The sequence below is a fragment of the Pseudomonas sp. N2-3-1-14 genome (genome assembly GCF_041228395.1).
In the GTDB taxonomy this organism is placed as follows: domain Bacteria; phylum Pseudomonadota; class Gammaproteobacteria; order Pseudomonadales; family Pseudomonadaceae; genus Aquipseudomonas.
In genome coordinates, this window is record NZ_CP166199.1 from 5,058,088 (window position 1) to 5,079,312 (window position 21,225).

The following is a 21,225-nucleotide window of genomic DNA, read 5'->3' on the forward strand; positions in this document are numbered from 1 at the left end:
GCCCCCACCCTCAGGCTACAGCCCTTAATAGCGTAAGGTTTTACCAACGCTATATGCGTGTCCAACGTGATGCACGGGCAATTGTCGGAAAATAAACGAGATTATCTTTACGTCTACCACCTACTAATTAACTCGATTGCGTAGCAGCGCTACAAACATTCAAAGTAATTCACATAAATGCATCCTTAAATGTTTACTTGGGGTTAGTGCCTGACTATTATTAGGCCACTCTCCTGCCAATCCGCGCTCTACATAAGGTAGTCCACATGTCTCTGATCAACGAATACCGTGCCACCGAAGAAGCTATCAAAGAGCTGCAAGCCCGTTTGAAGAACCTGTCCCAAGACGACAAGCTGCAAACCGAGCTGGAATTCGAAGGCAAACTGCGCACCCTGATGGGTGAATACTCCAAATCCCTGCGTGACATCATCGCGCTGCTGGATCCAGAGTCGAAAGTTAAAGCACCCCGCGGCGCTGTGAAAACTACCGGCACCAAGCGCGCTCGCAAGGTCAAGCAATACAAGAACCCACACAACGGTGAAGTGATTGAAACCAAAGGTGGCAACCACAAGACGCTGAAAGAGTGGAAAGCCAAGTGGGGCGGCGACGTGGTTGAAGGCTGGGCTACCCTGCTGGGCTAAGCCTGGTCGGGCTCTCGCCTGATAAGCGACACAATAAAAAACGCCAGCTTGCTGGCGTTTTTTATTGTCCGAATATTCTCCAATGCCTGACTACAGGTTCAGCCGGGCGGCTAAAGAGTCGGCATACTCCTGCCATTGATCCAGCACCTGACACTGAAACGATGTAGCACTAACAGCCAACTCCTCGCGCGCCTGTTTAAATGCCAACAGGGTAGTCGGCGCGCCCCACTCCGAACTCGACAACCGTTGCTGACAGAAAAGTTTCCAGCGCTGTTGCTCCTCGTTGTTCAAGGTGTCAGGAAAGTTACGCGCGCGGTAGCGGAATAATAATTCCGGCAAACGATGATCATCAAATGGCCACTGCTGATGGGCCAGATGTAAAGGCTCGGCTGCCCGGACTTGTTCGCATAAACGACGATCGCGATCACCAATAAAACCGTCATAGAGCTGCTGCTCGGGATCCGCACTCGGCGCAAAATCTTCCTCGGCATAAATAGCCGCCAACTTATCGCGCCAAACTTCGTGTGCGTCAGTTAGTCGCAGTGCACGTGCCTGGCACGTGTCCATATCCAATTGAAGTCGCTCGCGGTCCTGCGCCCGCAGCACGTTCAATGGGGCAACGACCGGGCAGCGGTTGATATGCACTAACTTGAGCGGTACTGGCAGTTCGCCTTCCGCCAGATCACCACGGCGCGTGTAGAGGCGCTGGCGCAAGGTATCGGCGTCCAGATCCAGCAATCCCTGCGGGTCCAGCCCAAGGTCACAGACGATCAATGCATTGCGATTGCGCGGGTGCCAGGCCAGCGGCAGCACCACGCCCAAGTAGTGACGCTCGGCGGAAAAGCGCCCGGATATATGGACCATCGGTTGCAGCAGGCGTACCTGATCCATCACCCGCTGCTTGCTGCGCAGTTGAAACAGCCACTCATACAACTTGGGCTGTTTCTCGCGGACCAGGCGCGCCAGGGCGATCGTGGCTCGCACGTCCGACAACGCGTCGTGGGCCTGGCCATGATCGATCCCGTTGGCGGCCGTCAAACGCTCAAGCTTGAGGGTGACGCGCCCATCCTGCTCTGGCCAGACGATCCCTTCCGGGCGAAGTGCGTAGGCCGTGCGCACCACATCGATCAAATCCCAGCGACTGTTGCCGCCCTGCCATTCACGGGCGTAAGGGTCGAAAAAGTTGCGATACAAACTGTAGCGCGTCATTTCATCGTCAAAACGCAACGTGTTGTAACCGGCACCGCAAGTGCCCGGTGCGGCCAGTTCGGCATGCACTCGGGTCATGAAGTCGGCTTCGGCCAGGCCTTTGTCCGCCAGAATGTCAGGGGTGATGCCGGTGATCGCGCAGGCGGCCGGATGAGGCAGGATATCGTCGCTGAGCTGGCAATAAAGGTTGACCGGCGGGCCGATCTCGTTGAGTTCGAGGTCGGTACGAATACCGGCAACCTGAAGCGGGCGATCGCTGCGCGGATTGATGCCGGTGGTTTCATAGTCGTACCAGAAAATGGAGGTCACGGGTTATTCCTGTGCTGAAGACCGGCAAAGTCTAGGCGCTGTTGGCCGTCCGGGGCCAGTGATACCTTAGCTGTACAAATATCCAGCAAAACCTTGAATGGTTGCTTCCACCGACGACACTGCTAGCATCCGTGTCTCTTAGCCGCTTCGCACTGCCAGGGATCGCAATGCCGAAAAACCCTTTGGATACCCGCTACCAGATCGAGACCCCTGAAGGCATAGATCTGCCCTTGCGTCCGGCAGGCCTGCCGCCGCGGGTACTGGCCTTTGCTTTCGACCTGGGCTTGCGTGGCTTGGTCATGGGCATCCTGCTCGTGCCACTGGCCCTGTTGGGCAATATTGGTATTGGCCTGGGTTCATTGCTGCTGTTTCTGGTCAGCTGGTGGTACATGGTCTTGTTCGAAGTGCTCAATCAAGGCTGCTCTCCAGGCAAGCAGGTCATGGGCCTGCGGGTCGTACAGGACGATGGCACGCCTGTCGGCTGGTCCGCCTCGCTGATCCGCAACCTGCTGCGCTTTGTCGACATGCTGCCCTTCGGCTACTTCCTCGGCGCCATCAGTTGCCTGCAACACCCTCATTTCAAACGGCTCGGCGACCTCGCCGCCGGCACCCTGGTGATCTACCGCGAACAATCACTGGCCCGCCCCCGGATACCCCAAGCGGCTGCGTTGCGCCTGCCCTTCGCCCTTGATCTGAGCGAACAGCGCGCCATTCTCGGCTTCGCCGAACGCCAGGGCGAACTCTCTACCGAACGGGTGCATGAACTGGCGTCCATCCTCGCGGCCCCTCTGCAGGTGTCCCCTGCACGCGCCGTAGAGCAACTCAATGGTGTGGCCCGTGGCTTGCTGGGGCCGACATGAAGCAGAGCCTGTTCGAAAGCCGTCACCAGCCCCAATGGCAAGCCTTTGAAGCGCAACTGACACAGTTGGAGCAAGGCAAGGCCAAGGCCAGCGACGTGGCGGACTTTCCCCATCACTATCGACGCCTTTGCCAGCACCTCGCGCTGGCACAGGAGCGTGGCTACAGCAGTTATCTGGTAGATCCGCTGCAGCAATTGGCGCTGCGCGGCCACCAGCAGCTCTATCGCCATCGCAGTCAATTGGGAGCGAAGGTTCTGAGTTTCGTCCTGGCCGACTTCCCGCGCCTGGTACGAGAGCAATGGCGCTTCGTGTTAATCGCCGGCCTGTTGTTTTTCGGCAGCCTGCTGGGAATAGCCCTGCTGGTTTACCTGTTTCCCGACCTGATCTACAGCATCGTCAGCGCCCAGCAGGTCGCCGAGATGCAAAGCATGTACGACCCCGCTGCCAGCCGCCTTGGGCGTGCCGCCGAGCGAGCCTCCAGCGAAAACTGGATGATGTTCGGCTACTACGTGATGCACAACATCGGCATCGCCTTCCAGACCTTTGCAGCCGGGTTACTGTTTGGTCTTGGCAGCGTGTTTTTTCTGATTTTCAACGGCTTGATCATCGGCGCAATCTGCGGCCATCTCACCGAAATTGGCTATGGCCAGACCTTCTGGTCGTTTGTCATCGGCCACGGTGCATTCGAGCTGACCGCCATCGCCCTGGCCGGCGCTGCGGGTTTGCAACTGGGGTGGTCGCTGATCGCTCCGGGACCGCTCGCTCGCAGCGAATCCCTGCGGTTGGCGGCGCGCAAAAGCGTGCAGATGCTCTGCGGTGTGATGGTGTTCCTGCTGATCGCTGCGTTGATAGAGGCGTATTGGTCTTCCACCACCGCTATCACACCTTGGATCAAATACCTGGTGGGCGCCGCGCTTTGGCTACTGGTGGCCGCTTACCTGATTCTTGCAGGGCGGGTTCACCATGCGCCTGAGTGATGCCAGCGTGGTAATTCGCCCCCGCACTGCCTGGGAGGCCATGGACCTTGGCGTGTTGATGGCCAGGGAGCATCGCTGGCTGTTGATGAGCAGTTGGGCGCTGGTGAGCTTGCCGGTATTTGCGTTGCTCACCGTGGTGTTATGGGAGTCTCCCTTTGCCGCTGTTTTTCTGTTCTGGTGGCTCAAGCCGGCGTTCGATCGGCTGCCGTTGTACATCCTGTCCAAGGCACTGTTTGGTGAAACACCCAGCGCCAAACAAGCCGTGCGTCATTGGCCGCGACTGCTGAAAAGCCAGCTGCTGGTCAGCCTGACCTGGCGGCGTCTGAGCCTGAGCCGCAGTTTCGTGCTGCCAGTGAGCCAACTCGAAGGCCTGGGTGGCCAGGCGCGTCAACACCGCCTTGGCGTGCTGTTACAACGCAACGCAGGGGCCGCGCGCTGGCTGACAATCATTGGCATGCACCTGGAAATCGGCCTGTGGTTTGGCTGCATGGCGCTGTTCTACCTCTTCATTCCTGAACAACTTGAACGGGATTGGGACTGGCAACGGCTAGCGCTCGCCACCCGTTCGCAAGGGCTGTGGCTGGAGCATCTGGGCAACGCGTTCTATGCGCTGATATTGGTGTTCTGGGAGCCTATATACGTCGCCTGCGGTTTCAGCCTGTACCTCAACCGCCGTACCGTACTGGAGGCCTGGGACCTGGAACTGGTATTCCGGCGTTTACGCCAGCGCCTGGGCAGCGTGGCGACGCTACTGCTGTTGGCGGTCGGACTGATGCTGCAGGCCAGCCCACTGGTCATGGCGGATGAGTCCAGTAGCCCAAAGCAACTGAGCACCCCGGCTGCGAGTCAATCCATCAAGACCCTGCTGGCCCTCCCCCCGTTCAAAAACCCGGAAACCGTCACCCGCTATCGCTTCGGCGAAGACCAGCCTGCGGCCAAAGGCACCGCGCACGGTGAGGGCAAATTACCCGGATGGTTACAGGCACTGCTCGATCACCTCAACAGCAACACCTTCAAACACGTAGGCCAGGGATTGGAAATACTCCTGTGGAGCCTGTTGATTGGAGGCCTCGCGTTGCTCGGTTGGCACTACCGCTACGGGTTGCAGGCTTTTGTCAGTCGGCGCGCAATCAGTCAACCCAGGGTTACCAAGCCCGCTCCAACGCAGTTATTCGGCCTGGAACTGGGCATAGACACTTTGCCCGACGACATCGCCAGCACTGCCGAACACTTATGGCCCACACAACCACGGCAAGCCCTCAGCCTTCTATACCGGGGCCTGCTCAGCCACCTGTTGCATGACTACAACATGCCACTGAAAACCGCCGACACCGAAGGCCAGGTCCTGGAGCGTGTTCACCAATTACAACAACCGCAGCTGCTGGTGTTCAGTGATGAGCTGACACGCCACTGGCAGAACCTGGCCTACGGCCACCGGCTGCCCCCGCTCGCCGCCCAGCAAAAGCTCTGCAGCGACTGGCGTGCGTTGTTCAAGTCGGACGCCGCGCAATGAACCGCCTGTTACTGTGGGCAGGTGTACTGCTGGCGTGCCTGCTGGGGGCCGGTGCATTTTATGCCTGGCACAAAGCGATCCCTTATGACGAAGTGGTTGATCGCGGCCCATCGCCCCAAGCGCGGGAGAATCCCTATTTGGCGGCAGAGTACTTTCTGCGCCAGCAAGGCCTGAGCGTCGAGCATGCCAATAGCCTTGAACGCCTCGCTCACCTCCCGCCACAAGGCCACAGCCTTCTGCTGTTGGGTGATCGCGCTAACATGACCCCACGCCAGGTGGATCATCTGCTGGAGTGGGCGAAGTCCGGTGGCCATTTGCTGGTGGTCGCCGAAGCGCTGTGGGATGAAGAGACAGGTAAAAGCGGCGACCTGCTGCTTGATCGGTTGAACATCCACCAGACATTGAGCGAAACCTTCGATGAACCAGCCACGACGCGCAAAAAGAAAACGCCGGACCTGACCAAACTCTACGTCGACAATGAAACCGCCCCGGCGTACTTCAGTTTCGATATCGACTTCAACCTCACCGATCCCAAACACCTGGCACAGTTTTCAGCCAACAGCGCCAAATCCAGCCACCTCATGCAACGCAATCTCGGGCATGGCACCGTAACCGTGGTAACCGACAGCGAGCTGTGGAAAACCCCGGGCATCGGCCAACACGATAACGCCTGGCTGCTGTGGTACCTCAACCAAGGTACTGACGTGACCTTGTTGTTCAACAGCGACGTAGACAGCCTGTTGACCCTGTTGATGCGCTATTTCCCCCAAGCCTTGGTGGCACTCCTGGCGCTGATTGCCCTGGCACTCTGGCAGACCGGCCTGCGCCAGGGCCCGATCCAGGCGCCTGCGCCCAGGGCACGTCGGCAGTTGCAGGAGCATTTGAAGGCCAGCGCCGATTTCCTGCTGCGTCGCACCGGCCAGGGCACGCTCTTGCACGCCCTGCAGCGTGACATTCAGCGCGCTGCCCGCCGACGTCACCCTGGCTTTGAACACCTCGACACCGCTCAACAGTGGCAGGTACTCGAACGCCTGACGCGCCAACCCTCCCACATCATCAGTCAGGCCCTAGGCCCACTCCCGGCAAAACGGCTCACCAGCGCCGATTTCAGCCGTCAGGTGGCATGCCTGCAAACCCTCAGGAATGCCCTATGAGCGAACTCCCTGCAGCCACTGCCCCTACCGCCGAAAGCCTTCAACACGCCAGCCAGCAGGCACAGGCCCTGCGCGTTGAACTGCGCAAGGCGGTGATTGGCCAGGATCAGGTGATCGACGACGTACTGACCGCGCTGATCGCTGGCGGTCATGTCCTGCTCGAAGGCGTACCCGGCCTGGGCAAGACGTTGCTGGTGCGCGCCCTGGCAAGTTGCTTTGGTGGTGATTTCGCGCGTATCCAGTTCACACCGGACCTGATGCCCAGCGATGTCACCGGCCACGCCGTGTATGACCTGCACACCGAGCAGTTCAAGCTGCGCAAGGGGCCGCTGTTCACTCACTTGCTGCTGGCCGATGAAATCAACCGCGCTCCGGCCAAGACTCAAGCCGCCTTGCTTGAAGCCATGCAGGAGCGCCAAGTCACTCTCGAAGGCGAGGCGCTGCCTATCGGTCAGCCTTTCATGGTGCTGGCGACCCAGAACCCTATCGAACAGGAAGGTACTTACCCCCTGCCCGAAGCCGAACTCGACCGTTTCATGCTCAAAGTGCGCATGGACTACCCCGATGCTCGGCAAGAACTGGAGATGGTGCGCGAAGTGACTCGCTCGTCCCGGGCAGACATGCTCGATGTGCACCCGCTACGTACAGTGCTGCAGGCCCAGGACGTGTTGCACCTGCAGCAGGTTGCGAGCGAACTGGCGCTGGATGAGCAAGTCCTCGACTACGCCGTGCGCCTGGCGCGAGCCACCCGCACGTGGCCTGGGCTGGCCATCGGCGCCGGCCCTCGGGCCTCCATCGCCCTGGTTCGCGGGGCCCGGGCACGCGCTTTGTTGCGTGGCGGTGAATTCGTCACCCCTGACGATATCAAGGGGTGCGCGCTGGCTGTACTGCGTCACCGGGTGCGCATTGCGCCGGAACTGGACATCGACGGGCTCGAGGTAGACCAAGTGCTCCAGCAACTGCTGGACCAGATCGCGGCGCCCCGGCAGTGACTCGTCCATGAAGCCGACCCGCCTGTTGCTCAGCTGGCTGAGCGTGCTGCTGGGCCTGAACATCCTGCTCGGCGCCGCAACGGCGCTGCAGCTTAACGCGCCCGACACGCTGCACTCGATAGCCTGGGGCTTGTTACTGGCACTGTTGCTGCTGGCGCTGCTGGATGCCGTGCGCCTGCGGCGTCGCCCCGGTGTGCAAGTACAACGGCAAATGCCGGGCAGCCTGGCACTCGGACGCTGGGGGGAAGTGCGCCTGACCCTGACGCACGATCACTCGCAACCAATCACAGTGAAGGTGTTCGATCATGTTCCTGACGGCTTGAGCATGGAAAACCTGCCCCAAAGCATTGAACTGCGCCCCGGTGAACACTGCGAACTGGGCTACCGCCTGCGGCCTTTGCGCCGTGGACACTTCAGCTTCAGCCGCTGTGAAATTCATCTGCCCAGCCCCATTGGGCTATGGTCGGCACGGCAATTTGTCGAGGTCAGCGATACGACTCGCGTCTACCCGGATTTCGCCCACTTATACGGCGCACAGTTGCTCGGTGTGGATAACTGGCTCAGCCAACTCGGCGTGCGCCAACGCCAGCGCAGGGGCCTGGGGCTGGAATTCCACCAACTGCGCGAATTTCGCGAGGGCGACAGCCTGCGTCAGATCGATTGGAAGGCCACCGCACGACAACGCACACCCATCGCCCGTGAATACCAGGATGAGCGCGACCAGCAGATTGTGTTCATGCTCGATTGCGGTCGACGCATGCGCAGTCAGGACGGCGATTTGTCACATTTCGACCATGCACTCAACGCCTGCCTGTTGCTCAGTTATGTCGCGCTGCGTCAGGGCGATGCCGTGGGGCTGAGCACCTTTGCCAGTGACCAGCCGCGTTACCTGGCGCCGGTCAAGGGCAGCGGCCAGCTGAACCTGCTGCTCAATGCGGTGTACGACCTGGATACCACCCGCCGCACGGCCGACTATCAAGCTGCGGCCAGCCAACTGCTGGCTCGGCAAAAACGCCGGGCGCTGGTGATCGTGGTCACCAATCTGCGCGATGAGGACGATGAAGCTCTGCTGACAGCGGTCAAGCGCATCAGCCGACAGCATCGGGTACTGGTGGCGAGCCTTCGGGAGGAAGTACTCGATGATTTGCGCCAGGCCCCGGTGCAAACCCTGCCTGAAGCATTGGCTTATTGCGGGACGGTCGACTACCTCAATGCACGCAACGAACTCCACGACCGGTTGAGCGCCCATGGGTTATCCGTACTGGACACGCCGCCATCAGCGTTGGGGGCCGCGCTCGTCACGCGTTATCTGGGTTGGAAAAAAGCCGGAGTGTTCTAAAAGCGTGCTGACACAAACACCTTGCCAAGGCCGGGCTAACGATCCAACCCGGGCCAACACGTTCAATGCCTAAGCGGATGCCTGTAACGGATCGAAGCTGAAGTAATTCAACAAGGCGCTGATCAGCTGGCTGTACTCTTCGCCCGCCTCGATCACGCTGAATCCCGAGTCGTAATGCTGCGGGTTGATGTCTTCATGGCTCCACAAGCAGGTCGCGGTCAGGTCAATTGCCTGGCACTCGCCGGTCGGGCCAGGAATTTTCAGACGCAACTCGAAATCCACGTCGACCATCATGGGCAACTGGCTGATCAACATCAGCCCACTTTCGGACGCGTTGCCCAGAAAACCGATAGGTTTATCGGTAACACGGTTGAATACCTGCAGGAAGCAAGGTAGCTGGTGCCGCTCGATCCGTCGGTGGGTAAACATGTGAGATCGCCATCCAATGGCCATGCCCTGGCCGGTCCAGTGATTCGGAACGAGCCAATGGCTCGCTCTCCCTGGATCTCGGTGTGCCAACAGACGTCGCTATGGTCACTAAACAACTGCCGAATCCGGGCCTCGCATTCGTTCGAATAGAAACTTGTACAAACGAACACCCAAAGGATAGCTCAAGACTGGCGACGGGCCAGCTGTAGCATGACAAATATCATTACAACGACGCCGGCCGTGTCTGTGCAGCACTGGCGCCGGGGTAATGCCCCAACTGCTGCAGGGTGTCGAGCCGGGCTCGCGCACGGTAGGCGTACTCACTTGTCGGGTACTGGCTGATGATGAATTGGTAGGTCTGGACAGCATCGACGAACAATTTCTGCCGCTCCAGGCATTGGCCGCGCAACATCGAGACCTCCGGTTGCACGTAGCGACGGGTGCGGCTCTCGCGGTCAACCTGGGACAATTCCAGCGTGACGCGCTCGCAATCACCCACCCCATAGGCACGGTAAGCGTTGTTCAAATGGTGGTCCATCGACCAGCGGGTACAGCCGACAACACTGACGGCCAGGGCAGCAACGAGCAAAATTCGCATGGGGGTTCTCCTGTCTTGAGCAGTGTATCGACCCCTCGTCGAAAATCTTCAAGGATGTTCGTCTATTCAACCGCTGCAAAAACAAGCCAATCGTCGATAAGTAGTGCAAACGAACAATGACTACAACGAAAGAGCATAGTAGCCTTCTCCAGCGCTTGAACTCAGGAGTCTGTGCATGTCCGTCCGTCGTACCAAAATCGTCGCCACCCTTGGCCCGGCCAGTAACTCGCCGGAAGTCCTCGAACAGCTGATTCTGGCTGGTTTGGACGTTGCCCGTCTGAACTTCTCCCACGGCACCCCGGACGAGCACAAGGCTCGCGCCAAGCTGGTGCGTGACCTGGCCGCCAAGCACGGCCGCTTCGTGGCGCTGCTGGGTGACCTGCAAGGCCCGAAAATCCGTATCGCCAAATTCGCCAACAAGCGTATCGAGCTGAAGATCGGTGACAAGTTCACCTTCTCCACCAGCCATCCGCTGACCGAAGGCAACCAGCAAGTCGTGGGTATCGACTACCCGGATCTGGTCAAGGACTGCGGCGTCGGCGACGAACTGCTGCTGGACGATGGCCGCGTGGTCATGCGCGTCGACACCGCCACCCCGACCGAACTGCACTGCACCGTGATCATCGGTGGCCCGCTGTCCGACCACAAAGGCATCAACCGTCGCGGCGGTGGCCTGACGGCGCCGGCGTTGACTGAAAAAGACAAGGCCGACATCAAGCTCGCCGCCGAAATGGAAGTGGACTACCTCGCCGTATCCTTCCCGCGCGACGCTGCCGACATGGAATACGCCCGTAAACTGCGCGACGAAGCCGGCGGTACTGCCTGGCTGGTAGCGAAGATCGAACGCGCCGAAGCCGTTGCCGATGACGAAACCCTCGACGGCCTGATCAAGGCTTCCGACGCTGTAATGGTTGCGCGTGGCGACCTGGGCGTGGAAATCGGTGACGCCGAGCTGATCGGCATCCAGAAAAAGATCATCCTGCACGCCCGCCGCCATAACAAAGCGGTGATCGTGGCGACCCAGATGATGGAGTCGATGATCCAGAACCCGATGCCAACCCGCGCCGAAGTGTCCGACGTAGCCAACGCCGTGCTCGACTACACCGACGCCGTGATGCTCTCGGCTGAAAGTGCTGCCGGCCCGTACCCGTTGGAAGCCGTACAAGCCATGGCGCGGATCTGCGTCGGTGCCGAAAAGCACCCGACCAGCAAGACCTCCAGCCACCGCATCGGCAAAGTGTTCGAAAGCTGCGACCAGAGCATCGCCCTGGCAGCCATGTACACTGCCAACCACTTCCCGGGCGTTAAAGCGATCATCGCCTTGACCGAAAGTGGCTACACGCCGTTGATCATGTCGCGCATCCGTTCCTCGGTGCCGATCTACGCGTTCTCCCCGCACCGTGAAACCCAGGCCCGTGCGGCCATGTTCCGTGGCGTGTACACCGTGCCGTTCGACCCGGCCTCGTTGCCGCCGCATGAAGTCAGCCAGGCTGCCATCGACGAACTGATCAAGCGCGGCGTTGTGGAGAAAGGCGACTGGGTCATCCTGACCAAGGGCGACAGCTACCACACCATCGGTGGCACCAACGGCATGAAGATCCTGCACGTTGGCGACCCAATGGTCTGAGTGACAGGCTGAAAAATAAAAGCCCCGCCATGAGAATGGCGGGGCTTTTTGCATGTCAGGCTGGCGGTTGTGTTGGCGTCACTGGCCTCCTCGCGAGCAAGCCCGCTCCCACATTTGACCGCACACACCCTGAAGAAACACGCTCGAATGTGGGAGCTAGCTTGCTCGCGAAGACGTCAGAACAATCGACAAAATCTAGCGCCTGGTGACAAAAGCCGACAACGCCGCAATCGCCTCCGGCGATTTCAACCGCTGCGTAAACAACGCCCCCTCCTCTTCAATCACTTGGCGCAACTGCTCGCGATCTACACTTTTCATCAAATGTTTGCTGACTTGCACTGCCCCCGGCGCCAGCGTCTCAAAACGTTCAGCCACTTCACGCGCCTTGGCCAGCGCCGCTTCACCGCTGCTCAACGCCTGCGTGGCAATGCCCCACGCGGCCGCCTGCTCACCGGTGAATCCCTCGCCCAGCAGCAACAGCTCAGCCGCTTTGGCATGCCCGAGCAATCGCGGCAGGATCAGGCTTGAGCCAAATTCCGGACACAGCCCAAGGTTGACGAATGGCATGCGCAAGCGCGCGTCGCGGCTGATATAGACCAGGTCGCAATGCAGCAGCAGGGTCGTGCCGATGCCCACCGCCGCGCCGGCCACAGCAGCGATCACTGGCTTGCGGCAATTGAGCAGGCTTTTCATAAAGTGAAACGGCGGGCTGTCGAGGTCGCTGGGCGGCTGTTCGAGGAAATCGCCGATATCATTACCGGCGGTAAAACACTCACGGCTGCCCTGAATCAGCACGGCACGGATGTCTGGGTCCGCGTCGGCCTGCTCCAACGCGTGAGCCAATTGCGTGTACATGGCGCGGGTCAGGGCGTTTTTCTTGTCCGGGCGGTTGAGCTGCAAGGTCAGCAGCCCGCGTTCGCGTTGCAGCAGGATGGCGTCGGTCATGGTGGATCTCGCGGCTGTAGAAGTCAGCGCTCAACCACGGGGCACAAACACATCGGCCAGCAGTTGATTGCGCGGCAGACCGGCCAGGAACAAGCGTTTGGAAAACGCCTCGACGCTGACAGGGTGCCCGCAGAGTAAGGCCAGAGTTTGCCGCGAAACAAGCCGCAGTTGCGCCAATGCCTGGGTCAACTCAGCCGCAGTCCACAGCTCCACGGTCACGTTCGGATGCTGCAAAGCCAACTGCGCCAGGGGCTCGGCCAGGTAATGCGCGTCGGCATCATGAGCCAGGTGAATCACACGGATAGCGCCCTGATGATCCTGGCGCAACGCCTCGCGCAGCACGCCCCACAACGGCCCAAGCCCGGTGCCGGCGGCCAGCAGCCATAGCGGCCGCGAATGCCAGTCGGGATCGTATTGCAGCGCCCCGCCCCTCAACTCGCCCAGGCGCAGGTCGTCTCCCACTTGCAACTGGCGGGCAATATTTATGAATTCACCGGGCTGACGGCAATCGAGGTGAAACTCCAGGAAGGGATCTTCCTGAGGCAAGCTCGCCAGCGAATAGGGCCGCGCCACCTGTCCAGCCCACACCACCAGATGCTGCCCGGCGCGATAACGCAGGCCACGCTCCGGTTGCAAGCGCAGGCGCAACACACTCGCATTCAACCAGTCGACGCCCACCACCTTGGCGGGCAAACCGTCACGCAGCGGGTCGAACGTTTCGACTTGCACGTCCCCGACAACCTGGCATTGGCACGCCAAACGCCACCCCTGCTGACGTTGCGCCGGGCTCAAGGCGTCGGGTTGTTTGTCCTCGACCGCACCCTGGCAGCGCACCAGGCACGCATGGCAACTGCCCGCCCGACAACTGTAAGGCACGGCCACACCCGCCAGATTCAGGGCATCCAGCAAGTTGCTGCCGGTGGCTACCGACCAGTGGCGTTCGCCGACGTGCAGTTCAGGCATATAAGGTCTCAATCAGAAGGGGCGCGCACAGGGAATCATGCCTGCGACAGTTTGACCATAGTCGGGTGTATCGGCCACCGCGCCGGGTTATACTGCCGCGCCTTTTTAGCGTCGCGCCTGCACCTACGGCGTGCCTTGGAAAGGTGGACTCAGCCGACCGATGTACCCCACTGAGCCACCTTTATTGAATGTTCCCTTATAGAGGAGCGCGACTCATGACCGTGATCAAGCAAGACGACCTGATTCAGAGCGTTGCCGACGCCCTGCAATTCATTTCCTACTACCACCCCGTTGACTTCATCCAGGCGATGCACGAAGCCTACCTGCGCGAAGAATCGCCGGCAGCCCGTGACTCCATTGCGCAGATCCTGATCAACTCGCGCATGTGCGCCACCGGCCATCGCCCGATCTGCCAGGACACCGGTATCGTCACCGTGTTCGTGCGCGTGGGCATGGACGTACGTTGGGATGGCGCCACCATGGGCCTGGACGACATGATCAACGAGGGCGTGCGTCGCGCCTACAACCTGCCGGAAAACGTCCTGCGTGCATCGATCCTCGCCGACCCGGCAGGTGCGCGTAAAAACACCAAGGACAACACCCCGGCCGTGATCCACTACTCCATCGTCCCGGGTAACACCGTGGAAGTGGACGTGGCAGCCAAGGGCGGCGGTTCCGAGAACAAGTCGAAAATGGCCATGCTCAACCCGTCCGACTCGATCGTCGACTGGGTGCTCAAGACCGTTCCGACCATGGGCGCCGGCTGGTGCCCACCGGGCATGCTGGGCATCGGCATCGGCGGCACCGCCGAGAAAGCTGCGGTGATGGCCAAGGAAGTGTTGATGGAATCCATCGACATCCACGAGCTGAAAAAGCGCGGCCCGCAGAACCGTATCGAAGAGATGCGTCTGGAGCTGTTCGAGAAGGTCAACCAACTGGGCATCGGCGCCCAGGGCCTGGGTGGCCTGACCACCGTGCTCGACGTGAAAATCATGGACTACCCGACCCACGCCGCCTCGCTGCCGGTGTGCATGATCCCCAACTGCGCCGCCACCCGTCACGCACACTTCGTGCTCGACGGTTCGGGCCCGGCGTCGCTGGAAGCGCCATCGCTGGACGCCTACCCGCAAATCGTCTGGGAAGCCGGCCCATCGGCCCGCCGCGTCAACCTCGACACGCTGACCCCGGAAGAAGTGCAAAGCTGGAAGCCAGGCGAAACCGTGTTGCTCAACGGCAAGATGCTCACCGGTCGCGACGCGGCGCACAAGCGCATGGTCGAGATGCTGAACAAGGGCGAACCCCTGCCGGTAGACCTCAAGGGTCGCTTCATCTACTACGTCGGCCCGGTTGATCCGGTGCGCGAAGAAGTGGTTGGCCCGGCTGGCCCGACCACCGCCACGCGGATGGACAAGTTCACCCGTCAGATCCTCGAGCAGACCGGCCTGCTGGGCATGATCGGCAAATCCGAGCGCGGCCCGACCGCCATCGAAGCGATCAAGGACCACAAAGCCGTGTACTTGATGGCTGTGGGCGGTGCGGCATACCTGGTGGCGCAAGCCATCAAGAAGTCGCGCGTAGTCGCGTTCGCCGAACTGGGCATGGAAGCGATCTACGAGTTCGACGTCAAGGACATGCCGGTCACCGTGGCGGTGGACAGCAAGGGCGAATCCGTACACATCACCGGTCCTGCCATCTGGCAGAAAAAGATCAGTGAAAGCCTGGCGGTAGAAGTGCAGTAAGCACTTCACTGCGAGGATAAAGGCGACTGCGGCCCATGGCCCAGTCGCCTTTTTTATGGCCTGCTCATTCCTCTGGGCCGGTGGAGTCTGTTGCGGCTGGAGGGCATGTTGTGGCTAGAGGGATTGGTTGTGGCGAGCGGGCTTGCCCCGCGTTGGGTGGCGAAGCCGCCCCAATAAGGCCACCGCAGTGTGCCAGGCCTATCGCGGGGGCAGTTTTTAGGGCGGCTTCGCCCCCCCTACGCGGGACAAGCCCGCTCGCCACAACAAGCCCGCTCGCCACAAACTGAACGGCGTGCATGCTATGGTGCTCACCCCTTACCGTGCCTGTTCATCACCGTATGATCGCGATCCCACGCCCCCTGCGCCTGACCTTCTATTCCCTGTTGATCATCGCCGGAGCGGTGCTGGCCGCTGCCTTGGCCACTCGCCATGCCGAACGCCAAGCCTTGGTGGATGACGCCGCCCGCGCCAATCAACAGCTCACGCTCTATGGCAATTCCCTGCACACCCTGATCGAACGCTACCGCGCCCTGCCCGCCGTACTGGCGCTGGATTCGGAAATGATCAGCGCCTTGAAAGGCCCGCTCGACGCCACCACCCAAGACCTGCTCAACCGCAAACTGGAGCGCATCAACGGCGCAGCACAGTCCTCAACCCTGGAACTGATGGACCGCAACGGCCTGGCCGTGGCCGCCAGTAACTGGAACTTGCCGAGCAGTTATGTCGGCCACAACTACGCGTTTCGCCCCTATTTCAGCCAGACCTTGAGCCAAGGCACCGGCCGTTTTTATGCGGTCGGGGTAACCACCGGCATTCCGGGTTACTTCCTCTCCAGCGCGGTGGTCGATGAACACGAGCAGTTTCTCGGCGCCATGGTCGTGAAGCTCGAACTCTCCGAACTTGAACGTGAGTGGGCCCAGGGCAATGACCTGCTGCTGGTCAGCGACGCGCGCGGCATCGTGTTTATCGCCAACCAGCCGGGCTGGCGTTATCGCAACCTGCGGCCGCTGTCGGCCAGTGACCTTGCCGAACTCAAGGCCACGCGCCAATACGATAAAAAGCAATTACAGCCCCTGCAAACCCAGACGCTGCAGCGCTTCGACGAAAACAGCCACCTGATGCGCGTCAATGGCCCTGACGGCAATGCCAACTACATCTGGGAATCCCTGCCACTGAAGGCCGAAGGCTGGACCCTGCACCTGCTGCGCAAACCGCAGTTCGCCTTTGAGGATCAGCGCAACGCCGGCCTCGCCGCTGCAGGTTCGTGGCTGGCGCTGGTGTTTCTGGTGCTGTTCCTGACCCAGCGCTGGCGCCTGGCCCGCCTGCGCCAGCGCAGCCGCGAAGAGTTGGAACAGCTTGTGGAGGAGCGCACCCAGGCGCTGCGCACGGCCCAGGATGGCTTGGTGCAATCGGCCAAACTGGCGGCACTGGGCCAGATGTCCGCCGCACTCGCCCATGAAATCAACCAGCCGCTGACCGCCCAACGCATGCAGTTGGCGACCCTGCGCCTGCTGCTGGACCACGGCCGCGTGGACGATGCCTACCAAGCGCTCACACCGCTGGACGACATGCTCACGCGCATGGCCGCACTCACCGGCCACCTCAAGACCTTCGCGCGCAAAAGCCCCAGCGGCTTGCGCGAAAAGCTCGACCTGGCCACCGTCGTCGACCAATCCCTGCACTTGCTCGACGCGCGCCTGCGCGACGAAGCCATCGGCGTGATGCTGGACTTGGCCCGCCCCGCGTGGGTCCGCGGTGATGCCATCCGCCTGGAACAGGTGTTGATCAACCTGCTGCGCAACGCCTTGGATGCGATGGCCGACAAGCCACGCAAACGCCTGGAGATCCGCCTGCACGCCGACCAGCAGTTATGGCGACTGACCGTCAGCGACAGCGGCGGCGGCATTGCAGAAGAACACTTGAGCAGCGTGTTCGACCCGTTCTTTACCACCAAACCCGTCGGAGACGGCCTCGGCCTCGGGCTGGCGGTGTCCTACGCTATCGTGCATGAACTGGGCGGGCGCCTGCTCGCCGGCAACCGTGGCGACGGCGCAATATTCACCTTGACCTTACCGATTGCGCTGGAGACGCCCGACCTATGTTGAACGCCGTGATTGTGGTCGATGACGAAGCCAGCATTCGCACGGCCGTCGAACAATGGTTGAGCCTGTCAGGGTTTGACGTGCAGTTGTTCAGCCGCGCCGAGGAATGCCTGGCGCACCTGCCCAGGGACTTTGCCGGGGTGATCTTGAGCGATGTGCGCATGCCCGGGCTCAGCGGCCTGGAACTGCTGGCCGAAGTGCAACGCCGGGATGCCGATTTGCCGGTGATTCTGCTCACCGGCCACGGCGATGTGCCGATGGCGGTGGAAGCGATGCGCGATGGGGCTTATGACTTTCTGGAAAAGCCCTTCAGCCCCGACGCCTTGCTCAACAGCCTGCGCCGCGCCCTGGACAAACGCGGACTGATCCTGGAGAACCGACGTCTGCATCAACAGGCCGATCACCGCGCGCAGCTCGAATCGAGCCTGCTGGGCGTGTCCCGAGGCTTGCAGAACCTGCGACGCCAGGTGCTCGACCTGGCGAACCTGCCGGTCAATGTGTTGATCCGTGGCGAGACCGGCAGCGGTAAAGAGCTGGTCGCGCGCTGCTTGCACGATTTTGGCCCGCGTGCAAAAAAGCCGTTTGTAGCGCTCAACTGCGCCGCCATCCCCGAGCAGCTGTTTGAGGCCGAATTGTTCGGTCACGAAAGTGGCGCGTTCACCGGCGCCCAAGGCAAGCGTATCGGCAAGCTGGAATATGCCCATGGCGGCACGCTGTTCCTGGATGAAATCGAGAGCATGCCGCTGGCCCAGCAGGTGAAGTTGCTGCGCGTATTGCAGGAACAAAAGCTTGAGCGACTGGGCTCCAACCAGAGCATTCACGTGGACTTGCGCATCATCGCCGCCACCAAGCCGGACCTGCTGGAAGAGGCGCGCGCCGGGCGTTTTCGCGAAGATTTGGCCTACCGACTGAACGTCGCACAACTGCGCCTGCCACCTCTGCGCGAGCGCCGTGAAGACATTCCGCTACTGTTCGACCACTTTGCCCACAGCGCCGCCGAGCGCCTGGGCCGCAGCGCCGAGCCCTTGAGCGGCGCGCAACTGGGGCGCCTGCTCAGCCATGATTGGCCGGGCAATGTGCGTGAACTGGCCAACGTCGCCGAGCGCCAAGTACTGGGCCTGGGTGAACCGGAGCCGGAAGGTATCGAGGCCGGGCAATCCCTGGCGGCGCAGCAGGAAGCCTTCGAAGCGCATTGCCTGAAAGCGGCGCTGGTGCGCCACAAGGGTGATATCAAGGCGGTGTTGGCGGAGCTGCAGCTGCCCCGTCGCACCTTCAATGAAAAGATGCAGCGGCATGGGTTGGTGCGGGAGATGTTTCTCTAGGCCAATCGTTGTGTTGACTGGCAGGCCGCTATCGGGGGCAAGCCCCCTCCCACACTTGAGCGTGTTCACAAATCAAAATGTGGGAGGGGGCTTGCCCCGATAAGGACAGCAGCCATAAGCGGATTTCCGCTCATCACCTGAAAATCATCAGCAAATTTCCGCTCAATAAAATCTTGTAACCCTTCTATTCCGGGCCTTCACCCACCTGGCACAGCTCCTGCTATAGCCCCAGCCAGGCAGTGCTCAAGCACGCTCCATAAAAACAACTAGATGAAGGATCCTTCAATGGATAACTCCAACTCCCTGCCTCTGGGGTCGGCGGCTGCGCCGGCAAAAGAACGCAGTACTTCCAGCCGGATCAAATCGATTTTCAGCGGTTCGGTCGGCAACATGGTCGAGTGGTACGACTGGTACGTCTACGCCGCCTTCTCGCTGTACTTCGCCAAGGCCTTCTTTCCGAAAGGCGACACCACCGCCCAACTGCTGAACACCGCCGCGATCTTCGCCGTGGGCTTCCTGATGCGCCCGATCGGTGGCTGGCTGATGGGGCTGTACGCCGACCGTGCCGGTCGCAAAGCGGCCTTGATGGCGTCGGTGCTGTTGATGTGCTTCGGCTCACTGATCATCGCCCTGAGCCCGGGTTATGAAACCATCGGCGTCGGCGCACCGATCCTGCTGGTGTTCGCCCGCCTGCTGCAAGGTCTGTCGGTGGGTGGCGAGTACGGTACCTCGGCCACTTACTTGAGCGAAATGGCGACCAAGGAACGTCGCGGTTTCTTCTCCAGCTTCCAATACGTGACGCTGATCTCCGGCCAACTCATCGCGCTGGCAGTATTGATCGTGCTGCAACAGGTGCTCACCACCGAACAACTGTACGACTGGGGCTGGCGCATCCCGTTCGCCATCGGCGCCCTGTGCGCAGTGGTCGCGCTGTACCTGCGTCGTGGCATGGAAGAAACCGAGTCGTTCACCAAAAAGGAAAAGGCCAAGGAAAGCGCCATGCGCACCTTGATGCGCCACCCCAAGGAACTGATGACCGTGGTCGGCCTGACCATGGGCGGCACCCTGGCGTTCTACACCTACACCACCTACATGCAGAAATACCTGGTGAACACAGTGGGCATGAGCATTTCCGACTCCACCACCATTTCGGCGGCCACGCTGTTTCTGTTCATGTGCCTGCAACCTATTGTCGGCGGGCTGTCGGACAAGGTTGGCCGCCGTCCGATCCTGATCGCCTTCGGTATCCTCGGCACCTTGTTTACCGTGCCGATCCTCACCACCCTGCACACCATCCAGACCTGGTGGGGCGCGTTTTTCCTGATCATGGCGGCACTGATCATCGTCAGCGGCTACACCTCGATCAACGCGGTGGTGAAGGCCGAGCTGTTCCCTACGGAAATCCGTGCCTTGGGCGTGGGCCTGCCATATGCGCTGACCGTGTCGATCTTCGGCGGTACGGCTGAATACATCGCGCTGTGGTTCAAGAGCATTGGCATGGAAACCGGCTACTACTGGTATGTGACGGCCTGTATTGCGGTGTCGCTGGTGGTCTACGTGACCATGAAAGACACCCGCAAGCATTCACGGATTACCACGGACTAAACAGTGTGGGAGCGGGCTTGCTCGCGAAAGCGCAGTGTCAGTCAATGTTGCTCTGACTGATCCACCGCATTCGCGAGCAAGCCCGCTCCCACATTTTGGTCTTCAGCGTTTCATAAACAGCGTCAGGTCAGCTCTACGGGATGCCGGCGCCCGTACCGGCGCTGCGCATACGACGCCCCGGCAATCATCACCACCAACACGCCCGCCAGCACCGCCGAGGACCCCACGGTGCCGAAATCCAAACCACCCTTTTCATGGGGCTTGGTGAGGAAATCGCCCAGGGTCGCACCGAACGGCCGAGTCAGCACAAACGCCACCCAGAACAACAGCACCGAAGAAATCTGGGTGAAGTATTTAAGTGCTACCACCACCGCAATGGCCGAGCCGATCAGCAAGGCGCCACCGGCAAAACCCAACCCGGAGTCGTCCGCCAGGAAGTCACCCAACGCGGTGCCCAAGGTGTTGGAGAACAGAATCGCCATCCAGTAAAACAGCTCACCTCGAAAGGTCTGGACCTTGTTCACGTTCAGCGAATCACCGCTGAGGTGCCACAACGCGAAGATGATCATCAGGATCACGATCAGGATCATCGAGCCGGTGGCGTACCCGAGGCCCAAGGTGCGGTCCATGAAATCCGACATCGTGGTGCCGGCGGTACTCGTGGACAGAATCACGATCCAGTACAACACTGGGTTGTAGGTTTTCGACCAGAGCTGTGTCATCAGGGTGACGAGAAACACGCTGATCAAGATCATCGAACTGATGGCGTAGCCGACATTCAGGGTCATCGACAACAAATCCCCGGCGGTTTCGCCCAGGGTGGTTGCACAGATTTTCATGACCCAGAACGCCAGGGTGATCTGAGGAAGTTTGTTCATTGTGCGCAAGGCTCCGAAGCTCA

General features: G+C 60.7%; 18 protein-coding genes. 12 read left to right on the forward strand and 6 right to left on the reverse strand.

What is annotated here, in order from left to right; all coding sequences use genetic code 11:
- Positions 1-266: 266 nt before the first annotated feature.
- Positions 267-641: a histone-like nucleoid-structuring protein MvaT gene (gene mvaT / locus AB5I78_RS23425; protein WP_005790963.1), complete on the forward strand. Its 375-nt coding sequence runs from the start codon at positions 267-269 to the stop codon at positions 639-641.
- A 90-nt stretch (positions 642-731) separates the two neighbouring features.
- On the opposite strand, the gene sbcB is transcribed toward mvaT, so the two are convergent.
- On the reverse strand, positions 732-2,159 hold the full coding sequence (gene sbcB / locus AB5I78_RS23430; protein ID WP_369302094.1) for an exodeoxyribonuclease I: 1,428 nt from the start codon (positions 2,157-2,159) through the stop codon (positions 732-734).
- Positions 2,160-2,326: 167 nt separating this feature from the next.
- Between sbcB and AB5I78_RS23435 the strand changes: the two genes are divergently transcribed.
- Genes AB5I78_RS23435 through AB5I78_RS23460 form a run of 6 tightly spaced genes read left to right on the forward strand, consistent with a single transcriptional unit; the run spans position 2,327 to position 8,994 of the window.
- On the forward strand, positions 2,327-3,019 hold the full coding sequence (locus AB5I78_RS23435; protein WP_242199964.1) for an RDD family protein: 693 nt from the start codon (positions 2,327-2,329) through the stop codon (positions 3,017-3,019).
- Positions 3,016-3,996, forward strand: a complete 981-nt coding sequence (locus tag AB5I78_RS23440; protein WP_369302095.1) for a stage II sporulation protein M — start codon at positions 3,016-3,018, stop codon at positions 3,994-3,996. Before AB5I78_RS23435 ends, AB5I78_RS23440 begins: the two co-directional genes overlap by 4 nt.
- Positions 3,983-5,509, forward strand: a complete 1,527-nt coding sequence (locus tag AB5I78_RS23445; RefSeq protein ID WP_369302096.1) for a DUF4129 domain-containing protein — start codon at positions 3,983-3,985, stop codon at positions 5,507-5,509. Before AB5I78_RS23440 ends, AB5I78_RS23445 begins: the two co-directional genes overlap by 14 nt.
- A complete protein-coding gene (locus tag AB5I78_RS23450) occupies positions 5,506-6,663 on the forward strand; it encodes a DUF4350 domain-containing protein (protein WP_369302097.1) in 1,158 nt (385 codons plus the stop codon). Before AB5I78_RS23445 ends, AB5I78_RS23450 begins: the two co-directional genes overlap by 4 nt.
- A complete protein-coding gene (locus tag AB5I78_RS23455) occupies positions 6,660-7,655 on the forward strand; it encodes an AAA family ATPase (protein WP_369302098.1) in 996 nt (331 codons plus the stop codon). The genes AB5I78_RS23450 and AB5I78_RS23455 overlap by 4 nt, the downstream gene beginning before the upstream one ends.
- Positions 7,656-7,662: 7 nt before the next feature.
- Entirely contained in the window at positions 7,663-8,994 is a 1,332-nt protein-coding gene (locus tag AB5I78_RS23460; protein WP_369302099.1) for a DUF58 domain-containing protein, read from the forward strand.
- 69 nt (positions 8,995-9,063) lie between these two features.
- Here the strand turns inward: AB5I78_RS23460 and AB5I78_RS23465 are convergent, their stop codons facing one another.
- Together AB5I78_RS23465 and AB5I78_RS23470 are read right to left on the reverse strand one after the other, a co-directional pair.
- Complete coding sequence (locus AB5I78_RS23465) at positions 9,064-9,423, reverse strand: PilZ domain-containing protein (protein WP_145165394.1); 360 nt, start codon at positions 9,421-9,423, stop codon at positions 9,064-9,066.
- Between the two features lie 223 nt (positions 9,424-9,646).
- Positions 9,647-10,021 (reverse strand): tol-pal system YbgF family protein, encoded by a 375-nt coding sequence (locus AB5I78_RS23470; protein WP_106578362.1) that lies wholly within the window; start codon positions 10,019-10,021, stop codon positions 9,647-9,649.
- A 175-nt stretch (positions 10,022-10,196) separates the two neighbouring features.
- Here AB5I78_RS23470 and pyk point away from each other — a divergent pair, with 175 nt between their 5' ends.
- Entirely contained in the window at positions 10,197-11,648 is a 1,452-nt protein-coding gene (gene pyk, locus AB5I78_RS23475) for a pyruvate kinase (protein ID WP_106578361.1), read from the forward strand.
- Positions 11,649-11,843: 195 nt separating this feature from the next.
- Here the strand turns inward: pyk and AB5I78_RS23480 are convergent, their stop codons facing one another.
- A complete protein-coding gene (locus AB5I78_RS23480) occupies positions 11,844-12,593 on the reverse strand; it encodes an enoyl-CoA hydratase-related protein (protein ID WP_145165396.1) in 750 nt (249 codons plus the stop codon).
- Positions 12,594-12,623: 30 nt separating this feature from the next.
- Entirely contained in the window at positions 12,624-13,556 is a 933-nt protein-coding gene (locus AB5I78_RS23485; protein ID WP_262209804.1) for an iron-sulfur-binding ferredoxin reductase, read from the reverse strand.
- A 215-nt stretch (positions 13,557-13,771) separates the two neighbouring features.
- Here AB5I78_RS23485 and AB5I78_RS23490 point away from each other — a divergent pair, with 215 nt between their 5' ends.
- The 4 genes from AB5I78_RS23490 (at position 13,772) to AB5I78_RS23505 (ending at position 20,324) form a co-directional block, all read left to right on the forward strand.
- Positions 13,772-15,295 (forward strand): fumarate hydratase, encoded by a 1,524-nt coding sequence (locus AB5I78_RS23490; RefSeq protein WP_369302100.1) that lies wholly within the window; start codon positions 13,772-13,774, stop codon positions 15,293-15,295.
- Positions 15,296-15,633: 338 nt separating this feature from the next.
- Complete coding sequence (locus AB5I78_RS23495) at positions 15,634-17,400, forward strand: ATP-binding protein (RefSeq protein ID WP_369302101.1); 1,767 nt, start codon at positions 15,634-15,636, stop codon at positions 17,398-17,400.
- Positions 17,394-18,719: a sigma-54 dependent transcriptional regulator gene (locus AB5I78_RS23500; protein ID WP_106578357.1), complete on the forward strand. Its 1,326-nt coding sequence runs from the start codon at positions 17,394-17,396 to the stop codon at positions 18,717-18,719. The genes AB5I78_RS23495 and AB5I78_RS23500 overlap by 7 nt, the downstream gene beginning before the upstream one ends.
- Before the next feature lie 285 nt (positions 18,720-19,004).
- Positions 19,005-20,324 (forward strand): MFS transporter, encoded by a 1,320-nt coding sequence (locus AB5I78_RS23505; protein ID WP_145165403.1) that lies wholly within the window; start codon positions 19,005-19,007, stop codon positions 20,322-20,324.
- A gap of 122 nt (positions 20,325-20,446) precedes the next feature.
- Here AB5I78_RS23505 and AB5I78_RS23510 read toward each other — a convergent pair whose 3' ends face one another.
- Positions 20,447-21,202, reverse strand: coding sequence for a hypothetical protein (locus AB5I78_RS23510; RefSeq protein ID WP_369302102.1), 756 nt, complete (start codon positions 21,200-21,202; stop codon positions 20,447-20,449).
- Between the last annotated feature and the right edge of the window lie 23 nt (positions 21,203-21,225).